Source organism: Embleya sp. NPDC055664, assembly GCF_053618075.1.
In genome coordinates this window covers 1-25,440 of record NZ_JBSHGZ010000047.1, presented here as the reverse complement: position 1 = coordinate 25,440, position 25,440 = coordinate 1, and the positions used below count along the sequence as shown (strand labels likewise).

Annotated in this window: 20 protein-coding genes and 1 pseudogene; 9 read left to right on the top strand and 12 right to left on the bottom strand. The window is 71.8% G+C overall.

The features are described from left to right. Positions 1 to 75 precede the first annotated feature (75 nt). A pseudogene (locus tag ACWGR4_RS43000) lies at positions 76 to 663 on the top strand (proton-conducting transporter transmembrane domain-containing protein); the annotation flags it as partial. 50 nt (positions 664 to 713) lie between these two features. Here ACWGR4_RS43000 and ACWGR4_RS42995 read toward each other — a convergent pair. From ACWGR4_RS42995 to ACWGR4_RS42960, 8 genes are all read right to left on the bottom strand, one after another. Then, positions 714 to 1,847, bottom strand: a complete 1,134-nt coding sequence (locus ACWGR4_RS42995; protein WP_452130014.1) for an ATP-binding protein — start codon at positions 1,845 to 1,847, stop codon at positions 714 to 716. A 309-nt stretch (positions 1,848 to 2,156) separates the two neighbouring features. Further along, positions 2,157 to 3,374 (bottom strand): MFS transporter, encoded by a 1,218-nt coding sequence (locus tag ACWGR4_RS42990; RefSeq protein ID WP_452130013.1) that lies wholly within the window; start codon positions 3,372 to 3,374, stop codon positions 2,157 to 2,159. Positions 3,375 to 3,409: 35 nt separating this feature from the next. Continuing rightward, entirely contained in the window at positions 3,410 to 3,808 is a 399-nt protein-coding gene (locus ACWGR4_RS42985; protein ID WP_452130012.1) for a MerR family transcriptional regulator, read from the bottom strand. 88 nt (positions 3,809 to 3,896) lie between these two features. Continuing rightward, the gene (locus ACWGR4_RS42980; RefSeq protein ID WP_452134324.1) at positions 3,897 to 5,738 is read right to left on the bottom strand and encodes a protein kinase domain-containing protein; all 1,842 of its coding nucleotides are present in this window, start codon (positions 5,736 to 5,738) and stop codon (positions 3,897 to 3,899) included. 117 nt (positions 5,739 to 5,855) lie between these two features. After that, positions 5,856 to 6,536 (bottom strand): response regulator, encoded by a 681-nt coding sequence (locus ACWGR4_RS42975; RefSeq protein WP_452130010.1) that lies wholly within the window; start codon positions 6,534 to 6,536, stop codon positions 5,856 to 5,858. After that, positions 6,533 to 7,774 (bottom strand): sensor histidine kinase, encoded by a 1,242-nt coding sequence (locus ACWGR4_RS42970; RefSeq protein WP_452130009.1) that lies wholly within the window; start codon positions 7,772 to 7,774, stop codon positions 6,533 to 6,535. The genes ACWGR4_RS42975 and ACWGR4_RS42970 overlap by 4 nt, the downstream gene beginning before the upstream one ends. Positions 7,775 to 7,779: 5 nt before the next feature. Continuing rightward, positions 7,780 to 9,993 (bottom strand): MMPL family transporter, encoded by a 2,214-nt coding sequence (locus ACWGR4_RS42965; RefSeq protein ID WP_452130008.1) that lies wholly within the window; start codon positions 9,991 to 9,993, stop codon positions 7,780 to 7,782. A gap of 97 nt (positions 9,994 to 10,090) precedes the next feature. Then, positions 10,091 to 10,498, bottom strand: coding sequence for a RidA family protein (locus ACWGR4_RS42960; protein ID WP_452130007.1), 408 nt, complete (start codon positions 10,496 to 10,498; stop codon positions 10,091 to 10,093). Between the two features lie 430 nt (positions 10,499 to 10,928). Here ACWGR4_RS42960 and ACWGR4_RS42955 point away from each other — a divergent pair, with 430 nt between their 5' ends. From ACWGR4_RS42955 to ACWGR4_RS42930, 6 genes are all read left to right on the top strand, one after another. Further along, entirely contained in the window at positions 10,929 to 12,446 is a 1,518-nt protein-coding gene (locus ACWGR4_RS42955) for a glycosyl hydrolase family 18 protein (protein ID WP_452130006.1), read from the top strand. A gap of 152 nt (positions 12,447 to 12,598) precedes the next feature. Continuing rightward, on the top strand, positions 12,599 to 13,591 hold the full coding sequence (locus ACWGR4_RS42950; RefSeq protein WP_452133688.1) for a hypothetical protein: 993 nt from the start codon (positions 12,599 to 12,601) through the stop codon (positions 13,589 to 13,591). A gap of 277 nt (positions 13,592 to 13,868) precedes the next feature. Further along, positions 13,869 to 15,203, top strand: a complete 1,335-nt coding sequence (locus tag ACWGR4_RS42945; protein WP_452133689.1) for a hypothetical protein — start codon at positions 13,869 to 13,871, stop codon at positions 15,201 to 15,203. 77 nt (positions 15,204 to 15,280) lie between these two features. Then, complete coding sequence (locus tag ACWGR4_RS42940; protein ID WP_452133690.1) at positions 15,281 to 16,732, top strand: hypothetical protein; 1,452 nt, start codon at positions 15,281 to 15,283, stop codon at positions 16,730 to 16,732. Further along, positions 16,732 to 18,012, top strand: a complete 1,281-nt coding sequence (locus ACWGR4_RS42935; protein ID WP_452133691.1) for a CHAT domain-containing protein — start codon at positions 16,732 to 16,734, stop codon at positions 18,010 to 18,012. The genes ACWGR4_RS42940 and ACWGR4_RS42935 overlap by 1 nt, the downstream gene beginning before the upstream one ends. Next, entirely contained in the window at positions 18,009 to 19,409 is a 1,401-nt protein-coding gene (locus ACWGR4_RS42930) for a hypothetical protein (RefSeq protein WP_452133692.1), read from the top strand. The genes ACWGR4_RS42935 and ACWGR4_RS42930 overlap by 4 nt, the downstream gene beginning before the upstream one ends. Before the next feature lie 8 nt (positions 19,410 to 19,417). Here ACWGR4_RS42930 and ACWGR4_RS42925 read toward each other — a convergent pair whose 3' ends face one another. Both ACWGR4_RS42925 and ACWGR4_RS42920 read right to left on the bottom strand, forming a co-directional pair. Continuing rightward, positions 19,418 to 19,786 carry a fic family toxin-antitoxin system, toxin component gene (locus ACWGR4_RS42925; RefSeq protein ID WP_380002347.1) on the bottom strand — a complete coding sequence of 123 codons (369 nt, stop codon included), beginning with the start codon at positions 19,784 to 19,786 and terminating at the stop codon, positions 19,418 to 19,420. Between the two features lie 20 nt (positions 19,787 to 19,806). After that, on the bottom strand, positions 19,807 to 20,115 hold the full coding sequence (locus ACWGR4_RS42920) for a hypothetical protein (protein WP_380002348.1): 309 nt from the start codon (positions 20,113 to 20,115) through the stop codon (positions 19,807 to 19,809). A gap of 271 nt (positions 20,116 to 20,386) precedes the next feature. Between ACWGR4_RS42920 and ACWGR4_RS42915 the strand changes: the two genes are divergently transcribed. After that, positions 20,387 to 21,016 carry an alpha-ketoglutarate-dependent dioxygenase AlkB family protein gene (locus tag ACWGR4_RS42915; protein WP_452133693.1) on the top strand — a complete coding sequence of 210 codons (630 nt, stop codon included), beginning with the start codon at positions 20,387 to 20,389 and terminating at the stop codon, positions 21,014 to 21,016. A 57-nt stretch (positions 21,017 to 21,073) separates the two neighbouring features. Here ACWGR4_RS42915 and ACWGR4_RS42910 read toward each other — a convergent pair whose 3' ends face one another. Further along, a complete protein-coding gene (locus ACWGR4_RS42910) occupies positions 21,074 to 22,720 on the bottom strand; it encodes an alpha/beta hydrolase (protein ID WP_452133694.1) in 1,647 nt (548 codons plus the stop codon). Positions 22,721 to 23,053: 333 nt separating this feature from the next. Beyond that, on the bottom strand, positions 23,054 to 23,275 hold the full coding sequence (locus ACWGR4_RS42905) for an Orn/Lys/Arg family decarboxylase (RefSeq protein WP_452133695.1): 222 nt from the start codon (positions 23,273 to 23,275) through the stop codon (positions 23,054 to 23,056). A gap of 182 nt (positions 23,276 to 23,457) precedes the next feature. On the opposite strand from ACWGR4_RS42905, the gene htpG reads away from it, so the two are divergent. Further along, positions 23,458 to 25,389: a molecular chaperone HtpG gene (gene htpG / locus ACWGR4_RS42900; RefSeq protein WP_452133696.1), complete on the top strand. Its 1,932-nt coding sequence runs from the start codon at positions 23,458 to 23,460 to the stop codon at positions 25,387 to 25,389. The last annotated feature ends 51 nt before the right edge of the window (positions 25,390 to 25,440 follow it).

Here is a 25,440-nt window from a genome sequence, read left to right as displayed (position 1 = left end):
CCGCCGCCCGGGACGAGAGCGGCGTCGACGCGGAGGAGACGTATGGGTGCCGCCGCCGCGGCGTTGGCGGCGAGCGTGGTGGCCTACGCGCTGACCGGCTATCGGGTCGAGGAGTCGCGGGCGGTGCACGGCGCGCTGAATTTCGGCCTGCTCAACTCACTGGGCGCGTACTGCACACTCCTCGGCATCGGTCTGCTGTACGCGCGCACCGACCGGCTGGGCTTCGCCCGGATCGGCGCCGAACCGGCCGGGCATCGGCCGGATCCGCTGGTCGTCGCGGCGTTCGTGCTGGTGTCGACCGGGCTGCTGGTCAAGGCGGCGGCGGTGCCGTTCCACTTCTGGTTTCCCGACGCACACGCGGTCGCGCCCGCGCCGGTATCCATGGTCTTCTCCGGCGTGATGGTCGAACTCGGGCTGTACGGCCTGGCCCGGGTGTACTGGATCGTCTTCTCCGGCACCGTGCCGGCCGCGACGATACACCGGGCGCTGTTTACGCTCGGGGCGCTGACCGCGCTGGTCGGCGCGCTGATGTGTTGGCGACAGCGGCACCTGAAGCGGCTGTTGGCGTTCTCGACCGTCGCGCACATGGGCCTGTTCCTGATCGCGATCGGCGCCGCGAGCGGGCCGGGGGTTGCCGGTGCGGCGGTGTACGTGGCGGCGCACGGACGGCCGGCGGATAGCCGAGTTCGCGCCGGTGGCGGCCACGCGTCGTCTCAGCCTCGGGAGGAGCGCCGGGCGATGCGCTCGACGAGCCCGAGGGCGGCCTCGGGGTGCTCGCCCAGCCACCTGCCGAGCCGGTCCCGAACGGCGTCGCGGACACAGGCGCGCACCGGGGAATTGCCCAACACCTGACGGGTGGAGCCCTCGAACTCGGGGCCGTCCAGCTTCACCGACACGACCGCGGTCAGGCCCACGCCGATCCGGTCCATGTCGAGATCGGGGTCCGTCGCCGTCAGCAGCCCTTGCTCGCGCGCGTACGCGGTGAGCGCGGCCGTCAGCCCATCGCGGAAGCCCACCAGGTGCGTGCCGCCGATGGTGGGCCGGCTGTTGGCGAAACCGCGAACACGCTCCTCGGTGAAGCCGCCCCAGCGCAGGGCCACCTCCAGCGTCCCCGCCATCCGCGCGTCCTCGCACTCGACATGGACGATATCCGTGGAGGTGGCCGCCGTCGGCGAATCGTCGAGAAACGTGACGAAGTCCCGTGCCCCGCCCGGGAACCGATACCGCGTCGGCTCGGGCTCGCCGGGGCCCCGCCGATCGGTCAGCGAGATGTGCAACTCCCGGTACAGGAAGGCCAGTTCTCGGCAGCGCGCACCCAGGTCGTCGAACGAAGGCTCCGTGGTGGTGAAGATCTCGGCATCAGGCTGGAAGGTAAGGGTGGTCCCGCTCCCGGTCGCCGCCCCCGATTCGGTGAGCGAGGTGACGGCCTCGCCACGCGCGTACTCCTGGACCCAACGGACCCCGTCCCGCCGCACCTCGGCCGTCAGCCGGCTCGACAGGGCGTTGACGATGGACAGTTCCACACCGTGCAGGAACGACACGTCGCGACGGCCGATGGGCCGCGGCCCGACCGACAGCCGGGTCAACAGGCTTTCCGGCTCGGGCACTCCGGGCCCGTCGTCTGCGACGCACACGGCACCGTCGGGCAGGAGCGTGATGTCGACGGAGCCGCCTGCGGCACCGGCCAGGGTCTCGTTCACGGCCCGATCGACAACCTCGCACACCATGTGATTCAGGCCATGCTCACCGGTCGAGCCGATGTACATCCCGGGCCGCGCCCGAATGGCCTCCGCCCCGTGGAGCAGCCGGATATGGCTCGCGTCGTACGTGCCGGCGTCATTGCTCACGATGTCCCCTTCGACAACTTGCGACAGGACCCCCAGCCTAGGCAAATCTCGGGAAAACACCAGGTCAGAGCCGGTATGGCGATCCCGCGAGCGGCCGGCTGAACGCCTCCCCGGAGGGGGCCGCCCCGACCCTCGCGAACCCCCGCCCGAGCACGCGTGCGGGTCGGCCCAGCCCCCGTGCGGGGCCATTCCCGACGCCCTTCGGGTCACCGATTCTTTTTTCCGCCGGGCCCGTTCCGCGCCGGCGATCGGTGGCCCCGCGAACTGCCCGGACGACCGGGCCCGTTGGTCGTCCGGGCGACACGGGCGCTATGAGTGCTCGACTGCTCGCCGCGCCGGAGGGAAGCCGGTACGGCGGGCGAGGGCGGTGGTCAGGACGGCTGCGGCGAGGAGCGCGGAGGCCGTCCACGGCAGGGCCTCGCTGCCGGCGCCGGAGAGCACGGCGCCGCCGAGGAGGGATCCACCGGCCATACCGATGTTCCAACCGGTGACCCACAACGAATTGGCGGTGTCGGGGTCCTGCGGTGCCGCCCGGACGCCTGCGGTCTGCATCAGCGTCGGGATGCCGCCGTGCGTCGCGCCCCACAGGAACGCGCCGAGCAGCACGGCCGCGGTGATGTCCGCGAACAGCCCGAAAGCCGCCAGGCACAGCGTGGCCAGGGTCAGCAGGGTAAGGGTCGCGGCGCGCAGCCGGCGGTCGGCGGTGAGGCCGGCGAACCAGACGCCGACCATCGAGCCGAGGCCGAAGACGAAGAGCACGGTGCCGGTGCCGACACCCGGATCCGCCCGCTCCAGGAAGGGTGCGATGTAGGTGTAGAGCACGTAGAAGCCGAGGACCATCGCCATCGAGGCGGTGTTGATCGCGGCGATCCCGGGTGTCCTGATCGTGGCCGTCAGTCCGCCGCCGCGCCGCGCCCGCTCACCCGGCAGTTGCGGCAACCAGCGCAGGGCCGCGCCGAGCAGGGCCAGGGCCGCCAGGGTGAGCAGGGCGAAGGTCCAGCGCCAGCCGATCAGGCCGCCGAGCGCGGTGCCGGCCGGGATACCGAGCGAGAGCCCCACAGTCATGCCCGCCAGCGCGGTGGCGATCGCCTTGCCGCTGCGCTCCGGGGCCAGTCGTGCGGCGTACGCGGGCACCATGGCCCACAGCAGTCCGGCGAACACTCCCGAGACCACGCGGGCGCCGAGCGTCAGGGCGAACTCGCCGGACACCGCCGTCACCGCGTTGGTGCCGGCGAAGCCCAGGAGCAGCGCCACCAGCAGGGTGCGCCGCGGCACGATCAACGTCCGGGCCGTCATCGGTATCGCGGTCAGGGCGGCGGCCAACGCGTAGACGGTGACCAGCAGCCCGGCGCGGGCCTCGCTCACGTGCAGATCGGCGCTCATGGCCGGCAGTACACCGGCCGGCAGGGCCTCGGTGAGGATGGTCACGAAGGCGGCGCCGGACAGTACGAGCAGCCCGCCGAGCGGCCATCGCGGCGTGCCCGGCACGGTGTCCGCCGCCGGGAGGGAATCCGTTGTCGAAGTCATGCCCGGACGGTAAAACCCTCACGTTTGCGTGAGGGTCAAGCGCGCACGGCGTCCGTGTGCTCCCGGTCCGCGCGAGCCGCCGTGCGAGCGGCGCTCAGGTAGGCGTCGATGGCGTTGCGGTTGCGGGTGAGGCACCGGATACGGCGGTCGAGCTGTTCCCGCTCCGCCGCGACCTGATCGAGCATCCGCGCACACGGGATCTGCGGCAGCAGGTCGGCGGGGCCGTCGAGGTAGGGCAGGATGTCGCGGATGATCCGGGTGGGCAGCCCACAGTCGATCAGCCCGCGAATCTGCCGAACCACCTCGTCCGCTCCGGCGCAGTATTCGCGGTAGCCGTTGCCGCCGCGTGCGGGCCGGATCAGCCCCTCTTCCTCGTAGTAGCGCAACGCCCGCACACTGACCCCGGTCAGCCGGGACAACTCCCCGATCTTCATTCGATCCACCCCACAACGACTCCGTCGACCCTCACATCGACGTAAGGGTTCCACCCTCACGCTACCGCCGGCACGTGGGGCGGCGGCGTCAGCGTGCCGCGATGAGGTCGATCACGAAGACGAGGGTGGCGTTCGGGCGCATCGTGCCGGGTGGGGTCGCGCCGTACGCCTTGTCGGGTGGGATCACCAACTGCACCCGGCTGCCGACACGTTGGCCGACCAGGCCCTCGTCCCAGCCCGGAATCAGCTGTCCCGTGCCGATGCCGAAGACGGCGTGCTCGCCGCGGGCCCACGAGGAGTCGAACACCGTGCGGTCGCTCTGGTACACGCCCACGTAGTCGACCGTGAGCTCTTGCCCGGCTCGGACCTCCGGGCCCGAACCGGGTTCGAGTACGCGGGTCACCAGCCCGCCGGCGCCCTTGCTGACGTCGAGGGCGCGGATGTCGGGTTCGGTGCGCGGTGGGGTGGTCGTGCCGGACGAGGACGTGGACGACGGCTGCCCCCCGCCGGGCGGGACGGAGGTGGGCGGGACGGACGCGGGTGGGCGAGTGGACGGCCCCGTCGTGGCGGTGCGCGTCGCGCCCGCCGTCGACGTGGGGGTACCCGCGGACCGGTTGCCGGCGTCGTCGTCGCGCGTGGCCAGGACGACCGCGACGGTGATCGCCGACACCGCGACCACCGAGCCGGCGGCCAGGAACGCCCGACGCCGCGCCCGGGCCGGCTTCGCCGGCGGCGGTGGCAGGAACCCCGGAAACCCATCCGGACGAGGCGGCCGAGCAGGCACGGGAGGCACGGGGTACGCACGAGGCGGCGGCGGCACCGGCGGCACCCCACCCTCCTCGCCCGCACCCGCCGGCACGGGCACGGTAACGACCGACGCCTGCGGCACACCGTCGTCCATGGGCACGGTAACGGCCGACGCGCCCGGCGCGCCCTCTTCCACGGGCTCGGTGGCAGCCAAGGCCCCCGGCGCGCCTTCTTCCACGGGCTCGGTGACAGCCAACGCCCCCGCGGCACCCTCCTCCACGGGCACCGTGACGGCCGGCGCCGCCTCCTCCCGGCCCCCGCCCGTGATCGCCTCGGCCACCGCCGGCGGCAACCACCATCCCGCGCCCGCTCCGGCCACGCCCGCGTCGATCGCCAGCTCGGCCAGCACCTCGGCGGCCGTAGGGCGCGCCGTCGGCGACTTGTCCAGGCACGCCGACACCAGCGGCGACAACACGGCGGGCACGCCGTCGAGATCGGGGGCGTCGTGCACGACGCGATAGAGCAGCGCCGGCACCGACCCGTGCCCGAACGGCCCGCTCCCACGCGCCGAGAACGCCAGTACCGCGCCGAGCGAGAACACGTCCGAAGGCTCGCCCACCTCACGGTCGGCGCACTGCTCGGGCGACATGAACCCCGGTGAGCCGACCGTGCTGCCCGTGTGGGTGAGCACGCTCGCCTCGACCGCCCGCGAGATGCCGAAGTCGATCACCTTGGGCCCGTCGGCGGCCAGCATGACGTTGGACGGCTTCAGGTCGCGGTGGATCACGCCCACCGCGTGGATCGCCGCCAGCGCCTCGGCCAGCCCGGCCCCCAGCGCTCGCAACGGCCCCTCCGGCCACGGCCCGTACCTCGCCACCGCGTCGGACAGCGCCATGCCGTCGACGTACACCGTGGCCAGCCACGGGCTCGGCGCGTCCGGCGCCGCGTCGACCACCGCTGCCGTGAACGCCCCGCTCACCGCGCGGGCCGCCGCCACCTCGCGGGCGAACCGCCGCCGGAAGTCCGCGTGCTCGGCCAGGTCCGGCCGCACCACCTTGACCGCCACGGCCCGCCCCGACGCCGACCGCCCGAGATACACCCGGCCCATGCCGCCCTGGCCGAGCCGCCGCTCGATCCGGTACGGCCCGATCCACGCCGGATCGTCGCCCGTCGGCCCGCTCACGCCGTCCCCCACTCGCGTCCCCTCGCCACGTGCCGCCCCGGCGCCACCCGCCGCCCGCGCCGCGCCTCACCCGACCGGCCCCCGGCCCGGGTGTCCGCGATCATCCCACTCGTGGCCTCACCCGTGCGCCGTGTTCCCGTCAACCCCCTCACCCCGAGGAAGCAACCCCGTCTCGATCGCGGTGACCACCGCATGGGTGCGGTCGCCGACGTCGAGTTTGGCGAAGATGCGGAGCAGGTGGGTCTTGACCGTGGCCTCCGCGATCACCAGTCGGGCGCCGATGTCCGCGTTGGACAGCCCGTCCGCCACCGCGTTCAGGACCTGGATCTCGCGGGTGGTGAGCACCACCGGGGCGGGTCGGCGCATCCGGGCAACCAGGCGCTCCGCGACCCTGGGCGCCAGTACGGTCTGGCCCCGGGCCGCCGAGCGGATGGCGTCGACCAGTTGTTCGCGGGTGGCGTCCTTGAGCAGGTAGCCGATGGCGCCGGCCTCGACCGCGCTCTCGATCTCGGCGTCGGTGTCGTAGGTGGTCAGGATCAACACCCGGGTCCGCTTGCGCAGTCCCACGATGCGGGTGGTGGCGGCCACCCCGCCCAGGACCGGCATGCGCAGGTCGAGCAGCGCCACATCCGGTTCGAGCCGCTCGACCAACTCGACCGCGGCCAACCCGTCGCCCGCCTCCCCGACGATCTCGATCGTGGGATCCGCGGCCAGCAGCGCGACCACCCCCGCCCGCATCACCGAGTGGTCGTCGACCACGACGACGCGCAGCGTGTCCCCGCTCGTGTCGCTGCTCATGTCGTGCTCTCCCGCCGGTAGTCGTGCACATCCGCCACATCCGCCACATCCGCCCCGGCCGCGCCGTCGACGGGAATCATCGCCAGGATCCGGGTACCGTCCCCGACCGAACTGGTGACCGTCAACTCGCCGCCCAGCTCGGCCAGTCGCCGGCGCATCCCGTCCAGGCCGAAGCCTCGGGCCTCGTCCACCACGAACCCCCGCCCGTCGTCGGTGATCTCCAGCTCCACACCATCCGCGACCCGGGTGAGCACCACACCCACCGTGCCGGCGTCCGCGTGTTTGCGGATGTTGGCCAACGACTCCTGCGTACAGCGCAGCAGCGCGATCCGGGTGCGCTGGTCACACTCGACGTCGGGCAGTTCGGCGTCGACCGTGATCCCGGTGTCCTGGGCGAAACGGTCCAGGGTCCGGCGCAGCACCCGGGCCGGCGACCCGGTGACCAGGCCGCTCTGCGGGGCCGCGCCGACCAGTACGCGCGCCTCGGCCAGGTTCTCCCGGGCGGTGCGCTCGATCGACGCCAACTGCCGCGCGCTCGTGTCCGGATCGTTCGCCAGGCCCGAGCGCGCGGCCTCCGCGAGGACCACGATGGACGCGAACCCCTGGGCGAGGGTGTCGTGGATCTCCCGGGCCAGCCGCTCCCGCTCCTCCGCGGCGCCCCGGCGCAGATCGGCGTCGGCCAACCGCTCCCGGGCGCCGGCGAGTTCGCTGTCCAAGGCCCGCACGCGAGCCCCGTTCTGCTCGATGTAGCGATGTACCGACAAGCCGACCGGCACGCTCACCGCGTAGGCGATCAGGGTCGCCGTGGTGTTCCCGGTGAGCAGGTCCGGGCTCCAGCCCTGCGAGGCGACGCCGCCGAGCACGGTCCCGGCGGCGGCGACGCCGCTGCGCATGATGGCGGGATAGGGGGCGCGGGCGGCGAACCAGAAGTGCGGAAGGCTCGCCACGTACAACGACGCACCGCCGTCGCGCACGTAGGCCAGCGCGACCAGGCCGACGATCAATACCGCCGGGAAGGCGCTCGGCCGCAGCACCCGGTTGCCCGGGAACACCCGTACGACCAGATAGCACAGGCCGAGCAGAACCGGCAGCCCGACCGCCCACAGCCGCCTCGCACCGGAATCGCCCGTCCCGGCCAGGGCCATCGGGCCGAGCCCGAGCAGCACCCAGAACAGGATGTACCAGCGGTGCAGCGTCCACATCGGGAAACGCTCGGTGGACCGCGGCCGTTCGGACATGACGCTCAGCCTACGTTTTGGATCGGTCGAACCTCGGCGGCGGGGGTGTGCCCCCGGCTCCGGCGCAGCCCGATCGCCGGCCACCAGCTGCGTTCGCCCAGCAGCAGCATGGCGGCGGGCAGGATCATGATCCGGATCACGAACGCGTCCAGGAGCACGGCCACCGCGAGGCTGAAGCCGAACTCCTTCATCTCGATCAGGTGCAGGCCGATGAAACTGGCGAACACGGTGACCATCACGAACGCGGCGCTGGTGACCACGCCCGCCGAGTTGCCGATCCCGTCGAGTACGGCCTGCCGGGTCGACACGCCGCGCTGCACGGCCTCGCGGATCCGACTGATCACGAACACCTGGTAGTCCATGGACAGTCCGAACAGGATCACGAACAGGAACAGCGGCACCCGGGAGCCGATCGAGCCGGTCGAGTCGAAGTCGAGCAGCGCCTCGGCCCAGCTCCCCTGGAAGACCAGGACGAGCAGCCCGAGCGCGGCGCCGGCGGACAGCAGGTTGAGCAGCATGCCGAGCAGGCCCAGGACCACCGATCCGAACGCGATCACGGTGATCACGAAGGTCACCAGGAGCAGTGTCGTGACGATCATCGGCAGCTTGGTCTTCTGGTGTTCGGGATAGTCCGCGTAGCGGGCCACGTCGCCGGTGACCGCCACGTCGACCCCGCGCAGTCGGCCGATCGTGGCCGGTACGTAGTCGTCGCGGACCCGGTCGAGGGAGTCCTGCGCCGTGTCGGTGCTGACGAAGTGCGGTACGCGCAGTTCCAGCATGGTGATCCGGTGGTCGGGCGAGGTGCGCAGTTCGGCGATGCCGGCAAGCGCCGGGTCGGTCTTGGCCCGTACCTCCAGCTCGCGCAGCGCGCCGGCCACCTCGTCGGCCCGGGCGGCGTCGGCGCGGACCACGACCTGGTGCATCGACTTCAGCTCCGGGAACGCCTCGTTCTGCCGGTGCCAGGTGTCCATGGCGGGCAGGTCCCGGGAGTAGGTTTCGCGGCCGATGTCGGTCAGTTTCAGGTTCGCGAGCGGGGCGGCCAGGGCCAGCATGGCGAACACGGCGACGGCGAGCGTCGCGGCCGGGCGGGCGGCGGTGACCCGCAGGATGGTCGAGGTGATCCGGCCGGCACCACTGCGCGCGGGCTTCGCGGCGACCGGCTTGCCCCGGCGGGCCGCGCGCTCGGCCTTGGCCTCGGCGCGGCGTTCGGCCCGGGCGCCGAGCTTGACGAGCAGCGCGGGCAGCGCGGTCAGCGAGCCGATCACCGCGACCAGGGTGACCACGATCGCGCCGATGGCGATGGAGGAGAAGATCACGTCGTCGGCCAGGAACAGCGTCGCGCTGGAGGCGGCGACCGCGAGCCCGGAGACCACGACGGCGTGTCCGGAGGTGGCGGCGGCCAGTTCGACCAGGGCTCGGGAGTCGAGTCGCCCGCCCGAGCGGGCCCGTTCCTCGCGTTCGCGCTTGAGGTAGAAGAGCGCGTAGTCGACGCCGACGGCCAGGCCGATCAGCAGGATGACGTTGGTGCCGACCCCAGCGTCCGGGAAGACGTGCGACGCGATCATCGACAGGCCGACGGCCGCCACGATCGCGGACAGCGCGAGCACCAGCGGCACGGCGGCCATCGCCGCCGAGCGGAACACGATGAACAGCGTGATCAGGGTGATCGGCAGTGCGATCATCTCGGTCTTGGCGAGGTCGTCGCCGCGTTGGCCCTGGACGTCCTTGCTGATCGAGGGGCCGCCGCTCTCCTCGATCCGCAACCTCGGATGTTGCGCCCGCACCTTCGCGGTCTGCGCCAGGAGCGGGTCGACGTGCTTCTTCCCGTCCTGCTCCTCGCCCTTCATGGTGACGTCGACGCGGACGGCCCTGCCATCGGCCGCGCGCACCGGCGCGCCGACCGACGCCACCTCGGGCAATTGCCGCATACGGTCCGCGATCTCGCCGGCCGCGGCGTCCGCCTCCGGGCCCACCCGTTCCGCGCCGGCCTTCGCGGTGATCAGCACCCGCTCCATCGGGCGCTGCTCCAGGCCGCCCTGGGCGGCCAGCGCTTCCCCGCGACCGGCCTCGCCCACCCGATAGTCCTCGCTGGTGGCCGTATTCGTACCGGCGGCGATGCCGGCCCCGAGGCACAACGCGACAAACAGCACCCAGCCGGCGATCGCCCACCAGGGACGCCGAGCACTCCACCCGGCCACTCGAACAGGAAGTTTCGTCATGTCCGAATCCTGTTCGTCGGGCCGGTTGGCTCGACAGCCTCGACCGACGGAACCCGTTGTCCACCGATCGGTGGACAACGGGCCCGGAGAGTGGGGTTCAGTCCAGGATCGCGATGGCCTCGACCTCGACCAGATGGGCGGGAATGTCCAGGGCGGCGACGCCCAGGAGGGTGGCCGGAGCCGCGGGTGTGACCCCCAGCGCGGCGGCGGCGCGGGCGATGCCGTCGAGGAGTCGCGACATCTTGTCGGGCGTCCAGTCGACGACGTGCACGGTCAACTTCGCGACGTCGTCGAAGGTCGCCCCGACACCGGCCAGGGCGGTGGCGACGTTGCGGTAGCACTGTTCGACCTGGGCGGCGAGATCACCCTCGCCGACCGTGACCCCGTCGGCGTCCCAGGCGACCTGCCCGGCCAGGAAGACCAGCTTCGACCCGGTGCCGACCGACACCTGGCGATACACGTCGATCTCCGGCAGACCGGCGGGGTCGGTGAGAGTGATGGCCATGGTGCTGCCTCCGTAGTGGTCTCCGATGGTTACTCGGGAACCATAGGAGAGCGATCCCCGACCTGGAAGAACGCACTTTTCGGTGCCCGAGGAACCCAAAGGTGACCACGGGAGGGCCGGAATCGCCATCGTCGCCCGAGCCCGGTCCGTCGGGCCCGGCGAGGCGTGTCCGACGAGGTGCCGGCGAGGCGTCGGCGGAGGTGCCCGCGCCCCGACGGGAGGGGTTGGCGGACATTGCCCGAGCGAGTGGTCGGCCGCCCCGAAACGGGTCCGGCCAGGGGCGGAGCGTCGCGGCTCGCAAAAATGGTCTAGTCCATTTTTGGTCCAGACCATTGACTTCGATACCGCGTGAGCTATCTCATACCGATGCCGCCGAGAGCCACGCGAAGCGACGGCGGTCCGTCCCCTCTCACAGTCTGGACGCACGCACATGCGACTCCTCCGTACGTTACGAGCGGCCGTCGCCGCCACCGTCACCGCCGCCGCGGCGGTGAGCCTCACCGCCTTCGGAGCCGGCCCCGCCCAGGCCGCGACTCCCCTGCCCGCACACGTCTTTGCCCCCTACTTCGAGGCGTGGACCGGGGACAGTCCGGCCGCGCTGTCCGCCCAATCGGGCGCGAAGCACCTGACCATGGCGTTCCTGCAGACCGCCACCTCGGGCTCGTGCACGGCGTACTGGAACGGCGACAGCGGCATGCCGATCGCCCAGTCCACGTTCGGCGCCGACATCAAGACGATCCAGGGCCGGGGCGGGGACGTGATCCCCTCCTTCGGCGGCTACACCGCGGACACCACGAACACCGAGATCGCGGACAGCTGCACCGACGTCAACCAGATCGCCGAGGTGTACAAGAAGGTCATCACGACCTACGACATCTCCCGCCTCGACATGGACATCGAGGTCGACGCGCTCGACAAGACGGCCGGCATCGACCGCCGCAACAAGGCGATCAAGCTGGTCCAGGACTGGGCCGCGGCCAACGGGCGCAAGGTCGAGATCTCCTACACGCTGCCCACCACCACCCACGGCCTCGCCGAGAACAGCGTGGCGCTGCTGCGCAACGCGGTGAGCAACGGCACGCGGGTCGACGTGGTCAACCTGATGACGTTCGACTACTACGACAACGCCACGCACAACATGGCCAACGACACCGAGACGGCCGCGCAGGGCCTGTACAACACCCTCGCGCAGCTCTACCCGGGCAAGACCCCCACGCAGCTCTGGGGCATGATCGGCGTCACCGAGATGCCCGGCATCGACGACTTCGGCGCGGCCGAGACATTCACCCTGGCCAACGCCAACCAGGTGTACAACTGGGCGGTGTCGAAGGGCATCAACACGCTCTCCTTCTGGGCGCTCCAACGGGACCGCGGCAACTGCGGGGCCTCCTCCGACAGTTGCTCCGGAATCCCGGGCAACCAGTGGGACTTCAGCCACGTCTTCGCACCGTTCACCAGCGGCACGACGACCCCGACCAACGACTTCGCGGTACAGACGACGCCCGCCTCCGGAACGGTCGCCGCGGGCAACTCGACCACCAGCACGGTGAACACCTCGGTGACGACGGGTTCGGCGCAGACGGTGAACCTCACCGTCAGCGGCGCCCCCGCCGGCGTCTCGACCTCGCTCAGCCCGACATCGGTGACGGCGGGCGACAGTTCGACGCTGGCCATCACCACGACGTCGGCGGCCGTCTCGGGTACGTACACCCTGACGGTGACCGGCGTCGGCACGTCCGTCAGCCACTCGGCGACCTACACGCTGACCATCACCGGTGGCAACGGCCACCAGTGCACGGCCCCGCCGTGGGCCTCCGGCACCGTCTACACCGGCGGGCAGCAGGTCTCGTACCAGGGCCACACCTGGAAGGCCAAGTGGTGGACAACCGGCGAGACGCCCGGCACCACCGGCCAGTGGGGCGTCTGGCAGGACCTCGGCGCCTGCTGAGTCCGGCCCGAAACGCCTGAACGCACGGTGTCGCCCGGCGGATTTCCCGCCGGGCGACACCCGCGTGCCCCCATCGAGAAGGTTTCCGCGTGTTCGGCCGAATTCGGGCGCATACTCGACTCCACGGCGGGTGTTCTCGGGGGAGGAACGCGATGCGGGTGCGGCGGGTCGGGACACGGGCGGGACTGGTCACGGTGTGCACGGTGATGGCGTTGTTCGGCGCCACCTCGTGCGGCTACCTGGGATTCGACGAGGACGGCGAACGGAAGACGGGTCTCGACGATCCGGTACTCGGCTACGCCATCGGGCCGATCAAGTTCTCCATCTCGACGCGCGGGAAGATCTCCGTATCGCTCGGGGCGCGCTGGGTCACCCCGGCGGGCACATTCAGCGTCGACGGCGGCGTCGACTACTCGAGGAAGGCGGCGACCGCCGGGAACGAACTCATCGTGGTGATCCGGCATCGCGAGGACGGTCGGGTCAAGGAGGACGTCTTCCGCGTCACCGCCGCGAAGGGGCTCCGGGTGACGCTGGAGGGCAGGGTGGTCCAGGAATTCTCGCCGGGGCGCGTGCTGCTAGAGGCCGACCCGGACACCACGATCACGATCGATTCCCCGGACGGCGGCGCGAGCCCGGGCCCGAAACCGGACGCCGACGCGAGCGCGAGCGCGCGTGCGAGCGCCGGGTCGACCACGAGGCCGCCCAACGGTCCGCTGCCCACCGGCTCCGGGCCGAGCACGAGCAGGAGCACGAGCCCGCGCCCGACCGCGCAGCCGACCACCCGCCAACTGCCGACCGATTTCGCCGCGAGTTGGCATGGCAGCGCCGTCAGTACCGCCACCTTCATCGTCGGCCTGCGACTCCACGTGGGCAAGGCCGGAACCGTCGTGGGCGAGTCGGACTACCCCGGCAACTGCTCCGGAACCCTGACCCTGGAGACCGAGGACCGCGCCGCCATCCGCGCCGACCGGGTCGTCCTGCGCGAGGACATCGTCCGCAACCCGAAGCAGGGCTGCGCGCGCGGCGGCTGGGTCGTACTGAGCAAGGTCCCGGGGAACAAGCTCAAGTACGACTACTACACAACTTTCCCGACCGGCAACGTACCGGCCCAGGCCGCCGGCCTCCTGCTCCGCAACACCGGCTGACCCCGCCCGAAACCGCCCCGCAGCCCGCCCGAACGGCCCCGCTCCCCCGGACAACCGGCCCGGCCCCGGCCCGCCCCCCGCAGTCCCATCCCGGCCGCCCGCCCCACACCACCCCCGCCTGCCCCGGCTCGGGCGGCGCCACCCCGCGCCCCCGGACGACCGGCCCCGACCCGCACGGCCCCCGCTTGCCGCGGCTGGGGCGGAGGGGAAGCATGGAAGCAAGATCGCTCCGCACTCGTACGGATGCGTCGTTGTCGCACGGACATGGAGCCGGACGATGTCTGGTCCTTTTCAACAGTTTCCGCTCGAAGGGGGCTCGACGGCGGATCTCTACCTGCTCCGCTACGACCGCGACGGCGGGCTGCGCAGCCCGGTCGCCGAGCAGGAGATCAAGGGCCGGCTCGCCGGGGTGAGCGACGTCTTCCTGTTCTCGCACGGCTGGAACAACGTGTTCGCGCAGGCCCTCGACCGCTATCGCAGCTTCGTCAACGGGTTCATCGAGCAGCGCCGGCAGTTCGCCCTCCCGCTCCCGCCGGACTACAAACCGCTGCTGATCGGCGTCATCTGGCCCTCCACGAGCTTCGTCATGCCCTGGGAGGCGGGCCCCGACATCGCCGCCGAACCGGATCCCGACGGTGCGGAGGCGCGGCAGGTCGAGGAGATGTTCGGCCTGGTCTCCGGCGCCCTGAAGGCCGAATCCGACCCGGAGTTCGTCGAGTTGACGGACGGCCGCACCACGATCGACGTCGACGACGCGCGACGGGCCGCCGAGATCGTGCTCGGCTCGCTGCGCGCCGGGCGCGATCCGGACGACGGCTCACCGCCACCCACCGCCGAGGAATTCCTCGACGTCTGGGCGGCGTTGGACGGCGGCGGAGCCGCGGCCCCGCCCGCCGCCCCGGAGGATTTCGGCGTCGCGCACCCCGCCGCGTCGGGCCTGCAGGTCGCGGGCGGCGGCTTCGATCCGCGCAGCCTGTTGCGTGCCGCGACGGTGTGGACGATGAAGGCCCGTGCGGGTGACGTGGGCGCCAAGGGGGTGGGGCCGCTCGTCGCGCACATCCTGCGCGAGAGCGGCGTGCGACTACATCTGGTCGGCCACTCGTTCGGCGCGAAGGTGGTGTTGTCGGCGCTGGTGGCCGCCGCGCCGACCCGTCCCGCCCGGTCGATGTTGCTGCTCCAGGCGGCCGTCAACCGCTGGTGCCTCGCGGCCGACGTCGCCGGCACCGGCCGCTCCGGCGGCTACCACGCGGCCCTCGACCTGGTGGACCGGCCGCTGCTCACCACGTTCTCCGCGTTCGACGATCCGCTGACCAAATTCTTTCACCTCGCGATGCGCGGCAGTCAACTGGGCGAACCGGGCGTCGCGGCGATCGGCGATCCCGAACTGTACGGCGCACTGGGCGGGTTCGGCCCCGCCGGCGTCGACGCCATCTCCACCCGGCGATCCGCCGCCGTACCCGGCCAGGACCACTACGCCCTCGGCGGCGGCCTACGGGTGATCGCCGTCGACGGCGGGGTCCAGATCGACGGGAAGCCCGCCATCACCGGCCACGGCGACGTCAGCAATCCGGCGACGTGGTGGGCCATGCACGCCCTGGCCGGACCGGACTGAGGAACCGGATCCGCCGACCCGCCCCGGCCCGAACCGCCGGGAAGGCACGGTTCGCCGCCCGCATCGAAGGAGTCGTGATGTCCGAGGTCTCCGTCGAGAAGTGGCACCTGGCGATGCTTCGGGTGCGGCTCGATCTCGGGCGCGCGTCGCCGACCGCGACGGTCGAACTGCTCGGCTTCCCCCCGGGCACGACGCCGGCGGGCACGAAGACATACTGGCGGGGCGACTTCGACTACGGCGGGTTCGGGCTCTCGGAAGGTGTCGAACCCCCGCGCGCCCCGACCGTGCCGGACGATCTGGTCGGGGGCGTCGTACGCTGCCTGGGCGCCGAGTTCCCGGCGGATACCGCGCTCTGGTTGCGACTGGTCCCGCCCTACGGCCACCTGGGCGGGGTGCCGTGGGAGGGCGCCTTCGTCGCGGCCACCGGCAGGCCGCTGGTCCGGGTGCCCGATCGCCTGCCACCCGGATCCGATCCGGGGCGGGTATGGACCGTGGCCGTCGCGCTGTCCACCGCGCCGGACGCACCGTGGGTGGCCGGATACCTCTCGGCGTTCGTCTCCTCGCTGCGTGCCTGCGTCGCCGGCCGGGTGGACGTACACGTGTTCACCGAGCGGGGCGGCGAACAGGCGTTGCGGGCGCTGTTGTCGACCGGCCGCAACGGCAACCTGATCCACGTCCACGACCCCGACGGCGCACAGCGCTACGCTCGGTCCGGTCCGCCGCGGCCCGAGGGCCCGGGTCCGGCCACCGGCCCGCCGCTGTGGGGCAATTGGATCGCCGGCGGCCTCGACGGCAAGGCGGTCCGGGCCCTGCACATCGTCACCGACGGCACGTTCGACGGCATCCGACCGGTGCTTTCGGTCAACCCCGATCCCGCGACGGGCACCGACCGGTCCACCCGCGCGTTCGTCACCGCCGACCGGGTAAGGCGCCTCGCCGACCGCGTCGGGGCGACCGTACTGTCCCTCGGCTCACCGCCGGACAATCCGTGCGACTCGGCGATCCGGATGATGGCCGACCACATCGGCCTGCGCCGGGCCGGGCCGACGATCTACAGCTCGCTGGCGCACGATCCCGCCGGATACGCGTTGGCCCAGGCACACGCGTTCGTCGCCGGCGACCCGGGCGCGGTCCCGATTCCGCGTGATCCGTCGCTGTTCGTATACCTCCAGCCCGAGTTCGTCGGCGCCGCGCTCCGGGACGCGTGGCCCGATCCGGAGTCGCCCGGGATGTCCTGGCTCAGCGGGCGGGCGCCGATCGCGAATTCGACGAGCAGCACCGAGATCCTGCCCGATGCCCTCGGCATGGCCGGCGGCGACGAGATCACCGCGCGCTACGCGAACGCCGACTCCGTGCCGATGTGGGTCGCCTCGTCCACGCGCTACATCGAGAACCAGGTGGCCTCCCTGGTCCGCACCGCCGGCGTCCCCGGCGAGACCCCGGCCGCCAAACAGGCATACGACCTGGGAGTCGGCCAGGCCATCGCCGAGTTGCGCGCGCTTGTCGACGAACGTATCCGGGAGACGTGATGCGCACCGTGCTCGGCTTCGAACCGCTGGGGGACGAGCGCACCGTGCTCAAACTGCGCGAGGCGCCCGCCAACATCCCCGGCCTCGGCGCCAACCGGGTCACCGACGTCTCCGATCCCGGCGGCACCGTCTCCAGCCGGGGCGAGGCGCTGCTGAAACGGCTGTGCCGGCATCCCGCGGTCGGTCAGGGCCTGAGCGCCGCCCTCGCCCAACCGCCCGCCGCCGGACCGACGCCGCTGTACCTGCACATGGTCTCGAACCTGGCCGACCAGCTGCCGTGGGAGCAACTACGCTCCGCCGCCCAGGGGTTCATCGCGCTCGACGCGCGCTGGCCGATCGTGCGCATCGCCGCCATCCGCAGCCCCGTCGATCGCCGCACGTTCACTCCGCCGCTGCGCATCGTCGCCGTCCTGTCCGCGGCGGGGCGCACCGGCGCATCCCAACTGGAGGCACTGCTCGCGGCCTGCGCACTGCCCGACGCGCGGGCGCTGGACACCCGGCTGCACGTGATCAGCGCCGAGCGGGCCGTGCTCGACCGCGTCGCGGCGGCCGGGCGCCCCGACGTCACCGCCGACGTACTCCCCGGCACCGCCCCGGAGTTGGCCAAGCGGATCACCGCGGCCAAGCCGCACCTCGTGCACCTGCTCTGTCACGGCGGCGCGGCCGGTGGTGTACGAACGCTGGCCTTCGCCCACACCGCCGACTTCGACGCGGGGGAGCCCGTCGGCTCGGTGCAGTTGAAACTGCCGGACCTGGTGGTCGCGTTGATCCCGTGCGCGCCGTGGCTGGTGGTCCTGGGCGCGTGTCAGACGGCGCAGACCTCCGACACCCTCTCGCTCGCCCACGACCTCGTCTCGCAGGGGCTGCCGGCGGTCGCGGGCATGCGCCGGCTGATCGACCTGAACGACACGGACCGGTTCTGCGCGGCGCTGTACCCGGAGGTGCTCGCCACCGTGCGCGGCACGCTGAAGGATCCGGGCGAGCACGAGATCGACTGGGCGGCCACCTTCACCGCCCCGCGCCAGGCGCTGGCCCGGGACGATCCGGCCCAGACCGACGCGTGGTCGGACCCGGTGCTCTACCTCCAGGACGACCCACTGCGGATCGCGGCGAGTTCGGCCGCGGACTCGTCCGAGCTGGCGAACCTCCAGGGGCGGCTGGACACGCACGAACGTTTCCGGGCGACCCTGGATCCGGTCACCACCGATCCGGCGCTGTTGGCGCAGGTGGACGCGCTGATCGCGGACCTGCGGGCACGTTTGGCGGAGGCGGGCCGATGACGCTGCCGGCGGACATCCAGCTCGACGCCTGGACCGGGGATGAGGTCGCCCAGGCCACGATCGACGACGGCGCGGCGTCGTGGGGCGCCGGGAAGGGCGGCATGCCGCGCTCCCAGGCGGTGCTCCCGTTCGCGGCCCCGGCCGATCCGCGGGATTGGCGTTCGGCCGACGTCGGCTATGGAATCCTGCTGCCGGACAGTACCGATCCGCAGGTGTCCGACGCGGCGAAGGCGGCCGGCGAGGACGCGGCCGAACCGGTCCGCGAGTTGTTGGCGGCGCGGCCGGGCACCGTGGTGCTGCGCTGGAGTCCGGATCTGCCCGACCATCTGCTGCGCCGGTACTTCGCCGCCGACCCGCCCCAGGAACCGGCCATCGGGCTCTCGGAGTTCGGGACCGGGCGGGGTCGGCTCCCGAAGTACGTGGCGATCATCGGCGGCCCGGACGTGATCCCGTGGTCCGTGCAGTACACGCTGGGCACCAGGCATCTGGTCGGGCGCATCCCCCTGGCCGGGGATGCGCTCGCCCACTACGTCCGGGCGCTGCTCACGGATTGGGCCGGCGCCGAGGCGCGGACCGACCGGGCGGTGACCTGGACGGTGGACCACGGCCCGCTGGACATCACGGCGTTGATGCGCGCGGTGATCGCCGCCCCGCTGGCGGCCCGGCTCACCCCGCCCCCGCTGGCCGGGTTCCGCGACGTGACCGCGGCCGAAGCGACCGGCGACGCGCTGATGGGCGCCCTCGCCGAGCTGCGCCCGGGGCTGCTGGCCACCTCCAGCCACGGCCGCACCGGTCCGCTCGGCGATCCCGCCGGGATGCGTGCGATGCTCGGGTTGCCGGTGGACGGCACGCACACCACCGTGCCGCTGCGCACGTTGTGCGACGGCATTCCGGGCGGGTGTGTGTGGTACGCCCAGGCGTGCTGCTCGGCCGGCGCGGCCGGTGAGAGCTTCTACGCCGGGCTGCTTCCGGTCGGCAGCTCCGCGCTCGGTACGGTCGAGGCGGTCGCGGGGTTGGGCACAATGGTGGCGCCGGCGCCGCTGGAACTGCTGGGCCGCGAACAGCCGGTGCGGGCCGTACTCGGGCACGTCGAGCCGACGTTCAGCTGGACCCTGCGCGTCGACGACACCGGCCAGGGCCTCGGCGGTCGCCTGGTCTCCGCGCTGTCCAGCCGGCTGTACGCGGGCGAGCCACTGGGCCTGACCCTGGCCGAATACCGCGCCGACGTCGGCGAGTTGCACACCCGCTGGGCCCGCCTGCGCGACACCTTGGCCAACGGCAACACCTCGGTCCGCGAAACCCTCACCCGACTCCGCGTAGCAGCCCTCGACCGCCAAAGCCTGGTCCTCCTCGGCGACCCCACGATCGCCCTACCACCCCTGACCACCACCGGGTGACACCCGGTTCAGGAAGGCGTGGTCGTCGTCCAGTCCCGCAGGCGGCGGGCTATGTGGCGGATGCCGATCGTATTGTGGGTGGCTTCGTTCACCAGGACGACAGCTTCCTTCGGCGGGTAGTCGAGCTGATGGCCGCACAGGAAGAGAAAGGCTTCGGTGGCGTGCCACGCGAATGCTTCGTTGGAGTGTTCGAGGCAAGGCAGTCGAACCAGGGTCTGCAGGAGCGCGGCAGCCTTCAGGTGGTCGGACCCATAGACGTCGCGGTCCATCGCATGGGCCTGGACGCGGCCGATTGCGGCATACAGTGGGCCGAGGTCATCAACCTGGGGGTCACCGGGCAGGAGTTCGGCGACGTGCAGCAGGAACGCGACATCCATGTGCGGTCGTTGCGGGTCACTCACGCGGCGTGGCCCCGCTTGGGCGCGGCGGACTCGGACTCCAACTCGGCTGCGGCCTGACGTTCCGCGGCTCGGTATTCCGGCGTGGGGTCGGCATCGCCGGCCGCAGCGGCAAACGCTTCACCGCTGCGGGCCATCGACGCGCGGAAAGCGTCAATGAAGCGGTTTTCGAGGGCAGTTGCCCGCGCATAGGCGGCACCCAGGATGTACTCCTGCATGCTGACCCCCTCGGCCTTGGCGGCTGCGGCGATCGCGGCTCGCTGTGCCGGGTCCGGAAAGCGGAGGTTTATGGCTTTCGGATCGCTCATGCCCCCGATGGTACCACTGGGGCCACCACCACGGCAGGTCGCCGCGCGAAGTCGCCGAGCCCCGGGCGACCGGCCCGACGACGCTCCGTACCTCAGCTTGCGGAGCCGCCCTCCCGAAGGGTCGTCATGGACACCGGTTCACCCCCGCCCACCGACCTACGACCCCCGACCCGCCCCCGGCCCCGGCCCCGGTGGGAAGCGGCCGAACTGTAGCGGGGCCACGCCTCCCCTGTTCGAACAGACGTTCGGATCGATGGGGTATCGTGGTGGAATGTCCGGCTCACTCCAGGGTTCGCTCTTCGACCAGGGCGACGTCGTCCACGTCGGCCCGCCATGCGGGCTGCGCCGCACCGTGTTGGGCCGCGGCGCGTGGATCGACGAGTTGCCCGGGTGGGTGGCGGGCGCCGACACGCTGTTCACCGCGCTCGCCGAGACGGTTCCCTGGCGGGCCGAACGGCGGCTGATGTACGAACGGGTCGTCGACGTCCCCCGGCTGCTCGCCCACTACCGCGCCGCCGACCCGCTGCCGCACCCCGCCCTCGCCGAGGCGCGCGACCGGCTCTCCGAGCACTACGCGGCGGAGCTGGGCGAGCCGTTCCTCAGCGTCGGCCTGTGCCTGTACCGCGACGGCCGGGACAGCGTCGCCTGGCACGGCGACCGCGACGGCCGCGGCGCGCACGCCGACACGATGGTCGCGATCGCGTCCGTCGGCGCGCCGCGCGATCTGCTGCTTCGGCCGCGCGGCGGCGGCGAGCCGGTGCTGCGCCGCCCGCTCGGACACGGTGACCTGATCGTGATGGGCGGCTCCTGCCAACGCGCCTGGGAGCACGCGATCCCCAAGACGACCAGGGCGACGGGACCGCGCATCAGCATCCAGTTCCGCCCACGCGGCGTCGGCTGATCGGGTCGCGGCACAGTGCCCCGCCGACCTCGGGTCGACGGGGCACTCGGTTCTCGGCTACTTGACGCAGGTGCCGTCGGTCCTCGGCAGTCGGCCCGTGGCCAGGTAGTCGTTGACCCGGTCGTCCACGCAGGAGTTGCCGTAGAGCCCGTAGACCGCGTGCCGGTTGGCTCCCTGGAGGGTGAGCAGCCGGGAACTCGGCAACAACGTGTGCAGCGCCACACTGCCGGTGTACGGGGTCCGCGGGTCACCGTCGGCGGCCACGATCAGCATCGGCACGTCGCGCCGTACCCGCACCGGGTCCTCGCGCGGCGCGTCCCAGAAGGCGCACGGCACGATGTTGTTGGTGAACGGGCCGTACAGCGGGTGCGCGGCGCGGGACGCCTCGACGTCGCGCCAGTACACCTCGGGATCGCGCGGCGCGGCCACGTCCCCGCACAGGATGGCGGTCTGGGCGCCCGTGGGTCCGTTGCCGCCGGTCAGGAACATCCGCAGCTTCCCCGCGAAGTCCGGCGACACCGGCGCCGGTTGCCCCGCCGCGGCCCTGGCCAGGGTGGCCACCTCGGCGGCGAACACCGTCCGCGCCGCGTCGGTGTCGTCCGCGTTTTCCATCAGCAACACGAGCCCGACCCGGCTGTCGTCCAGCCGGAAGACTTCCGGGGCGGTACCGACGACGAGCGGGTCGCGCGCCGACGCCTCCTGGACGCGGGTCACCGTGGCCAGCACCTCGGCGCGGGTGCGGCCGAGGTGGTAGGTGTCGTCCCGAAGCGCGGTCCAGGCCGCCCAGTCGGACAGCGCCCGATCGTTCTCGCCCTCGCTGCCGCGCAACGCCCGGGGGCCGTAGTGGCGCGGGTCGAGCGCGCCGTCCAGGACGACGCGGTCGACGCGGCCGGGGAACATCTGGGTGTAGGTCGTGCCGAGGTAGGTGCCGTACGAATAGCCGAAGTAGGACACGCGCCGCTCGCCGAGCGCGGCCCGCACGACGTCCATGTCGCGGGCGGTGTTGCGGGTGCTGATGTACGGCAGTACCGCCGCGTTGGTCGCCCGGCACCGGTCGGCCAGATCCTTCTGCAGCGCGACCTGACGATCGAAGCTCGCCCGACTCAGGCCGGCCGAGAAGAGGTTGGTGCCGACCGGCCATCCGCAATCCAGCGGCGTACTGCGGCCGACGAACCGCGGATCCATGCCGATCAGGTCGTAGCGCGCGCCGACCTCCTTCATCGCGCTACGCAAATCCAGGGTCATGTCGAGGCCCGCGCCGCCGGGGCCGCCCGGGTTGGTCAGCATCGTGCCGATCCGGTGCCGGGTGTCGGTGGCCCGGATCCGCGAGATCGCGACGGTGATCGTCCGGCCCCGGGGGTTGGCGTAGTCGAGCGGGACGGTCACGTCGGCGCAGCGGGCGCCGCCGCGTTCGAGCCCTTGGCCCACGGCGTCGTCCGGGCCCAGGACACAACTGCGCCAGTCGAGCCGTTGGTGGTGGTAACGCTCCAGCGCGGCAACGGAGTTCGCCGCACCGTCGGTGTCGTCGACCTCGGCCGCCGACGCCGTCGCGGATATCGCGCCCAGACACGCGGCGAGGGCCAGGCCCACCGCCAGGACTCGGCGCGCGGGACGGGCGCGCCGATGGGGAGTTCTCGCCGTCGCCGTCGCGGTCGCCGCGTCGGGGTGGTGTTCACTCGTTCGGTGCGCCGACGTTATCGTCATGCTCGTCTCCGGAGTCAGATCCGCAGACGTACCCGAACACCCGCCCCCGCCACGGTTGTCGGCGCACTGTCGAGGCGACGCGTCGCCGCGTGTCGACCCGCGTCCCGGCGCGGAACGGATCGACGTGCGGCGGCACGGGCGGCGGCAGAGTCCGCAATCCGGCGGGGCGGGTGGGGGACGCGCGGATGCCTCGTATGAACGAGCACGACCCTACGAACGTGTCCAGGGTCGAACATTGGCCGACCGCACGACGAGCGGTCTCCCGCTTCGTGGGCCCGGCCAATCCTGCCTACGCGTGTCGCCCCCTACAATCGCCGGTCGCCGACCGGCGGTTCAGCCGCCCAGGGCGTTTTCCCGGTCCGGGTGCACACACTCGATGCGGTAGTCGCCGTTCTCCGGGTCGACGACGACGCCGTGGGTTTCGCTGTGGAAGCCGGGGAAGTGCCGGTCGAACGCCTCCAGGGCGCCGAGGTAGCGCAGGAGCGGGCCGTCGGCGGCGCCGATTGCGCGCCACGAACGCGCCATCACCGCTTCGAGGCTCACCCGAACGGTCATGCGAAAGCTCCCGAAAGCTCCCCAACCCCCCCTTTCGAGGGAAACACGGTCGGGCAGGCACGGCGGTGACGTAGACCCACCCGGGGGACGCGCGTCGTGTGGACGGGTCCGCGCGCTCCGCCATATCGTGTCGTGGCTGAGACCACGCCGATCTGACGACAGCGAGATAAGGAGACCCCAGAGTGGGCACGGGTGGCAGTGTCGAGACGTTGGAATTCCAGGCCGAGACCCGGCAGTTGCTCCAGTTGGTGATCCATTCGATCTATTCCAACAAGGACATCTTCCTGCGTGAGCTGATCTCCAACGCCTCCGACGCTCTGGACAAGCTGCGACTGGAGTCGCTGATCGACTCCGACCTCGAGGTCGATACGTCCGACCTGCACATCGCCTTGGCCGTCGACAAGGACGCCCGCACGCTGACCGTGCGCGACAACGGCATCGGCATGAGCCGGGACGACCTCGTGGAACTGATCGGCACGATCGCCAAGTCCGGCACCGCCGGTCTGCTGGAGAAGCTCAAGGAAGCCAAGGAGACCCAGGACGGCGCCGCGGCGCAGAACCTGATCGGACAGTTCGGCGTCGGCTTCTACTCGGCGTTCATGGTCGCCGACAAGGTCACCCTGCGCACCCGGCGTGCGGGCACCGACTCGGGCACCGCGTGGGAGTCCGACGGCGAGGGCACCTACGAGATCCGGGCCGTCGACGACCTGCCCGTGGGCACCTCGGTCACCCTGCACCTGAAGGCCGCCGACAACGAGGACGGGCTGGCCGACTACCTGTCCGAGTGGAAGATCCGGCAGATCGTCAAGCAGTACTCGGACTTCATCCGCTGGCCGATCCGGATGGCGACGGAGCGGACCGACGCCGACGGCGTCACCACGCACGGCGTCGACACGCTCAACTCGATGAAGGCGCTGTGGGCCCGGCCGCGCAGCGAGGTGACCGAGGCCGAATACGCCGAGTTCTACAAGCAGATCAGCCACGACGGGCTCGACCCGGCCGAGACGATCCACATGCGCGCCGAGGGCAACTTCGAGTACGAGGCGCTGCTGTTCATCCCGTCGCAGGCCCCGTTCGACCTGTTCTCGCGCGAGACGAAGCGCGGCGTACAGCTGTACGTCAAGCGGGTGTTCATCATGGACGACTGCGAAGCGCTGATGCCGAACTATCTGCGCTTCGTCAAGGGTGTCGTGGACGCGCACGACCTGTCGCTGAACATCTCCCGCGAGATCCTGCAGCACGACCGGCAGATCCGCGGGGTGCGCCGGCGCCTGGTGAAGAAGGTCCTCGGCGCGATCAAGGACATGCAGGCCAAGGACGGCGAGCGCTACACGAAGTTGTGGGCGCAGTTCGGCCGGGCGCTGAAGGAGGGCCTGCTCGAGGACACCGACAACACCGAGGCGCTGCTGGAGCTGGTGTCGGCCGCCTCCACGCACGACCCGGAGAAGACGACCACGCTGCGCGAGTACGTCGAGCGCATGAAGGACGGTCAGGACGCGATCTACTACCTGACCGGCGAGACCCGGGCGATGGTGGAGAACTCCCCGCACATGGAGGCGTTCGCCGCCAAGGGGTACGAGGTGCTGATCCTCACCGACCCGGTCGACGAGGTCTGGGTCGACCAGGTCCCGGCGTTCGCCGGCCACGCGCTGCAGTCCATCGCCAAGGGGCAGGTCGACCTCGACGAGCCCGCCGACGGCGACGGCGAGGCCGAGTCGGACAAGGCCAAGCGCGAGGAGGACTTCGCCGCCCTGCTCCCCTGGCTGACCACGACGCTGTCCGAGCAGGTGAAGCAGGTACGCCTGTCGTCCCGGCTGACCACGTCGGCGGCCTGCATCGTCGGCGACGCGCACGACATGACGCCGACCCTGGAGAAGATGTACCGGGCGATGGGCCAGGAGATGCCCCCGGTCAAGCGCATCCTGGAACTCAACCCGACGCACCCGTTGATCACCGCCCTGCGCGCGGCCCACGCGACGAACGCGGAGGATCCGGCACTCGCCGAAATCGTCGAACTCGTCTACGGCGGCGCCCTGCTCGCCGAAGGCGGCGACCTCCCCGACCCGGCCCGCTTCACCCGCCTCCTGACCAACCACCTGGCCAGGGGCCTGTAACCCACCCGGGGGGGTGCGACCGGCCGGGCCCACCCGGGTGGGTTACAGGCC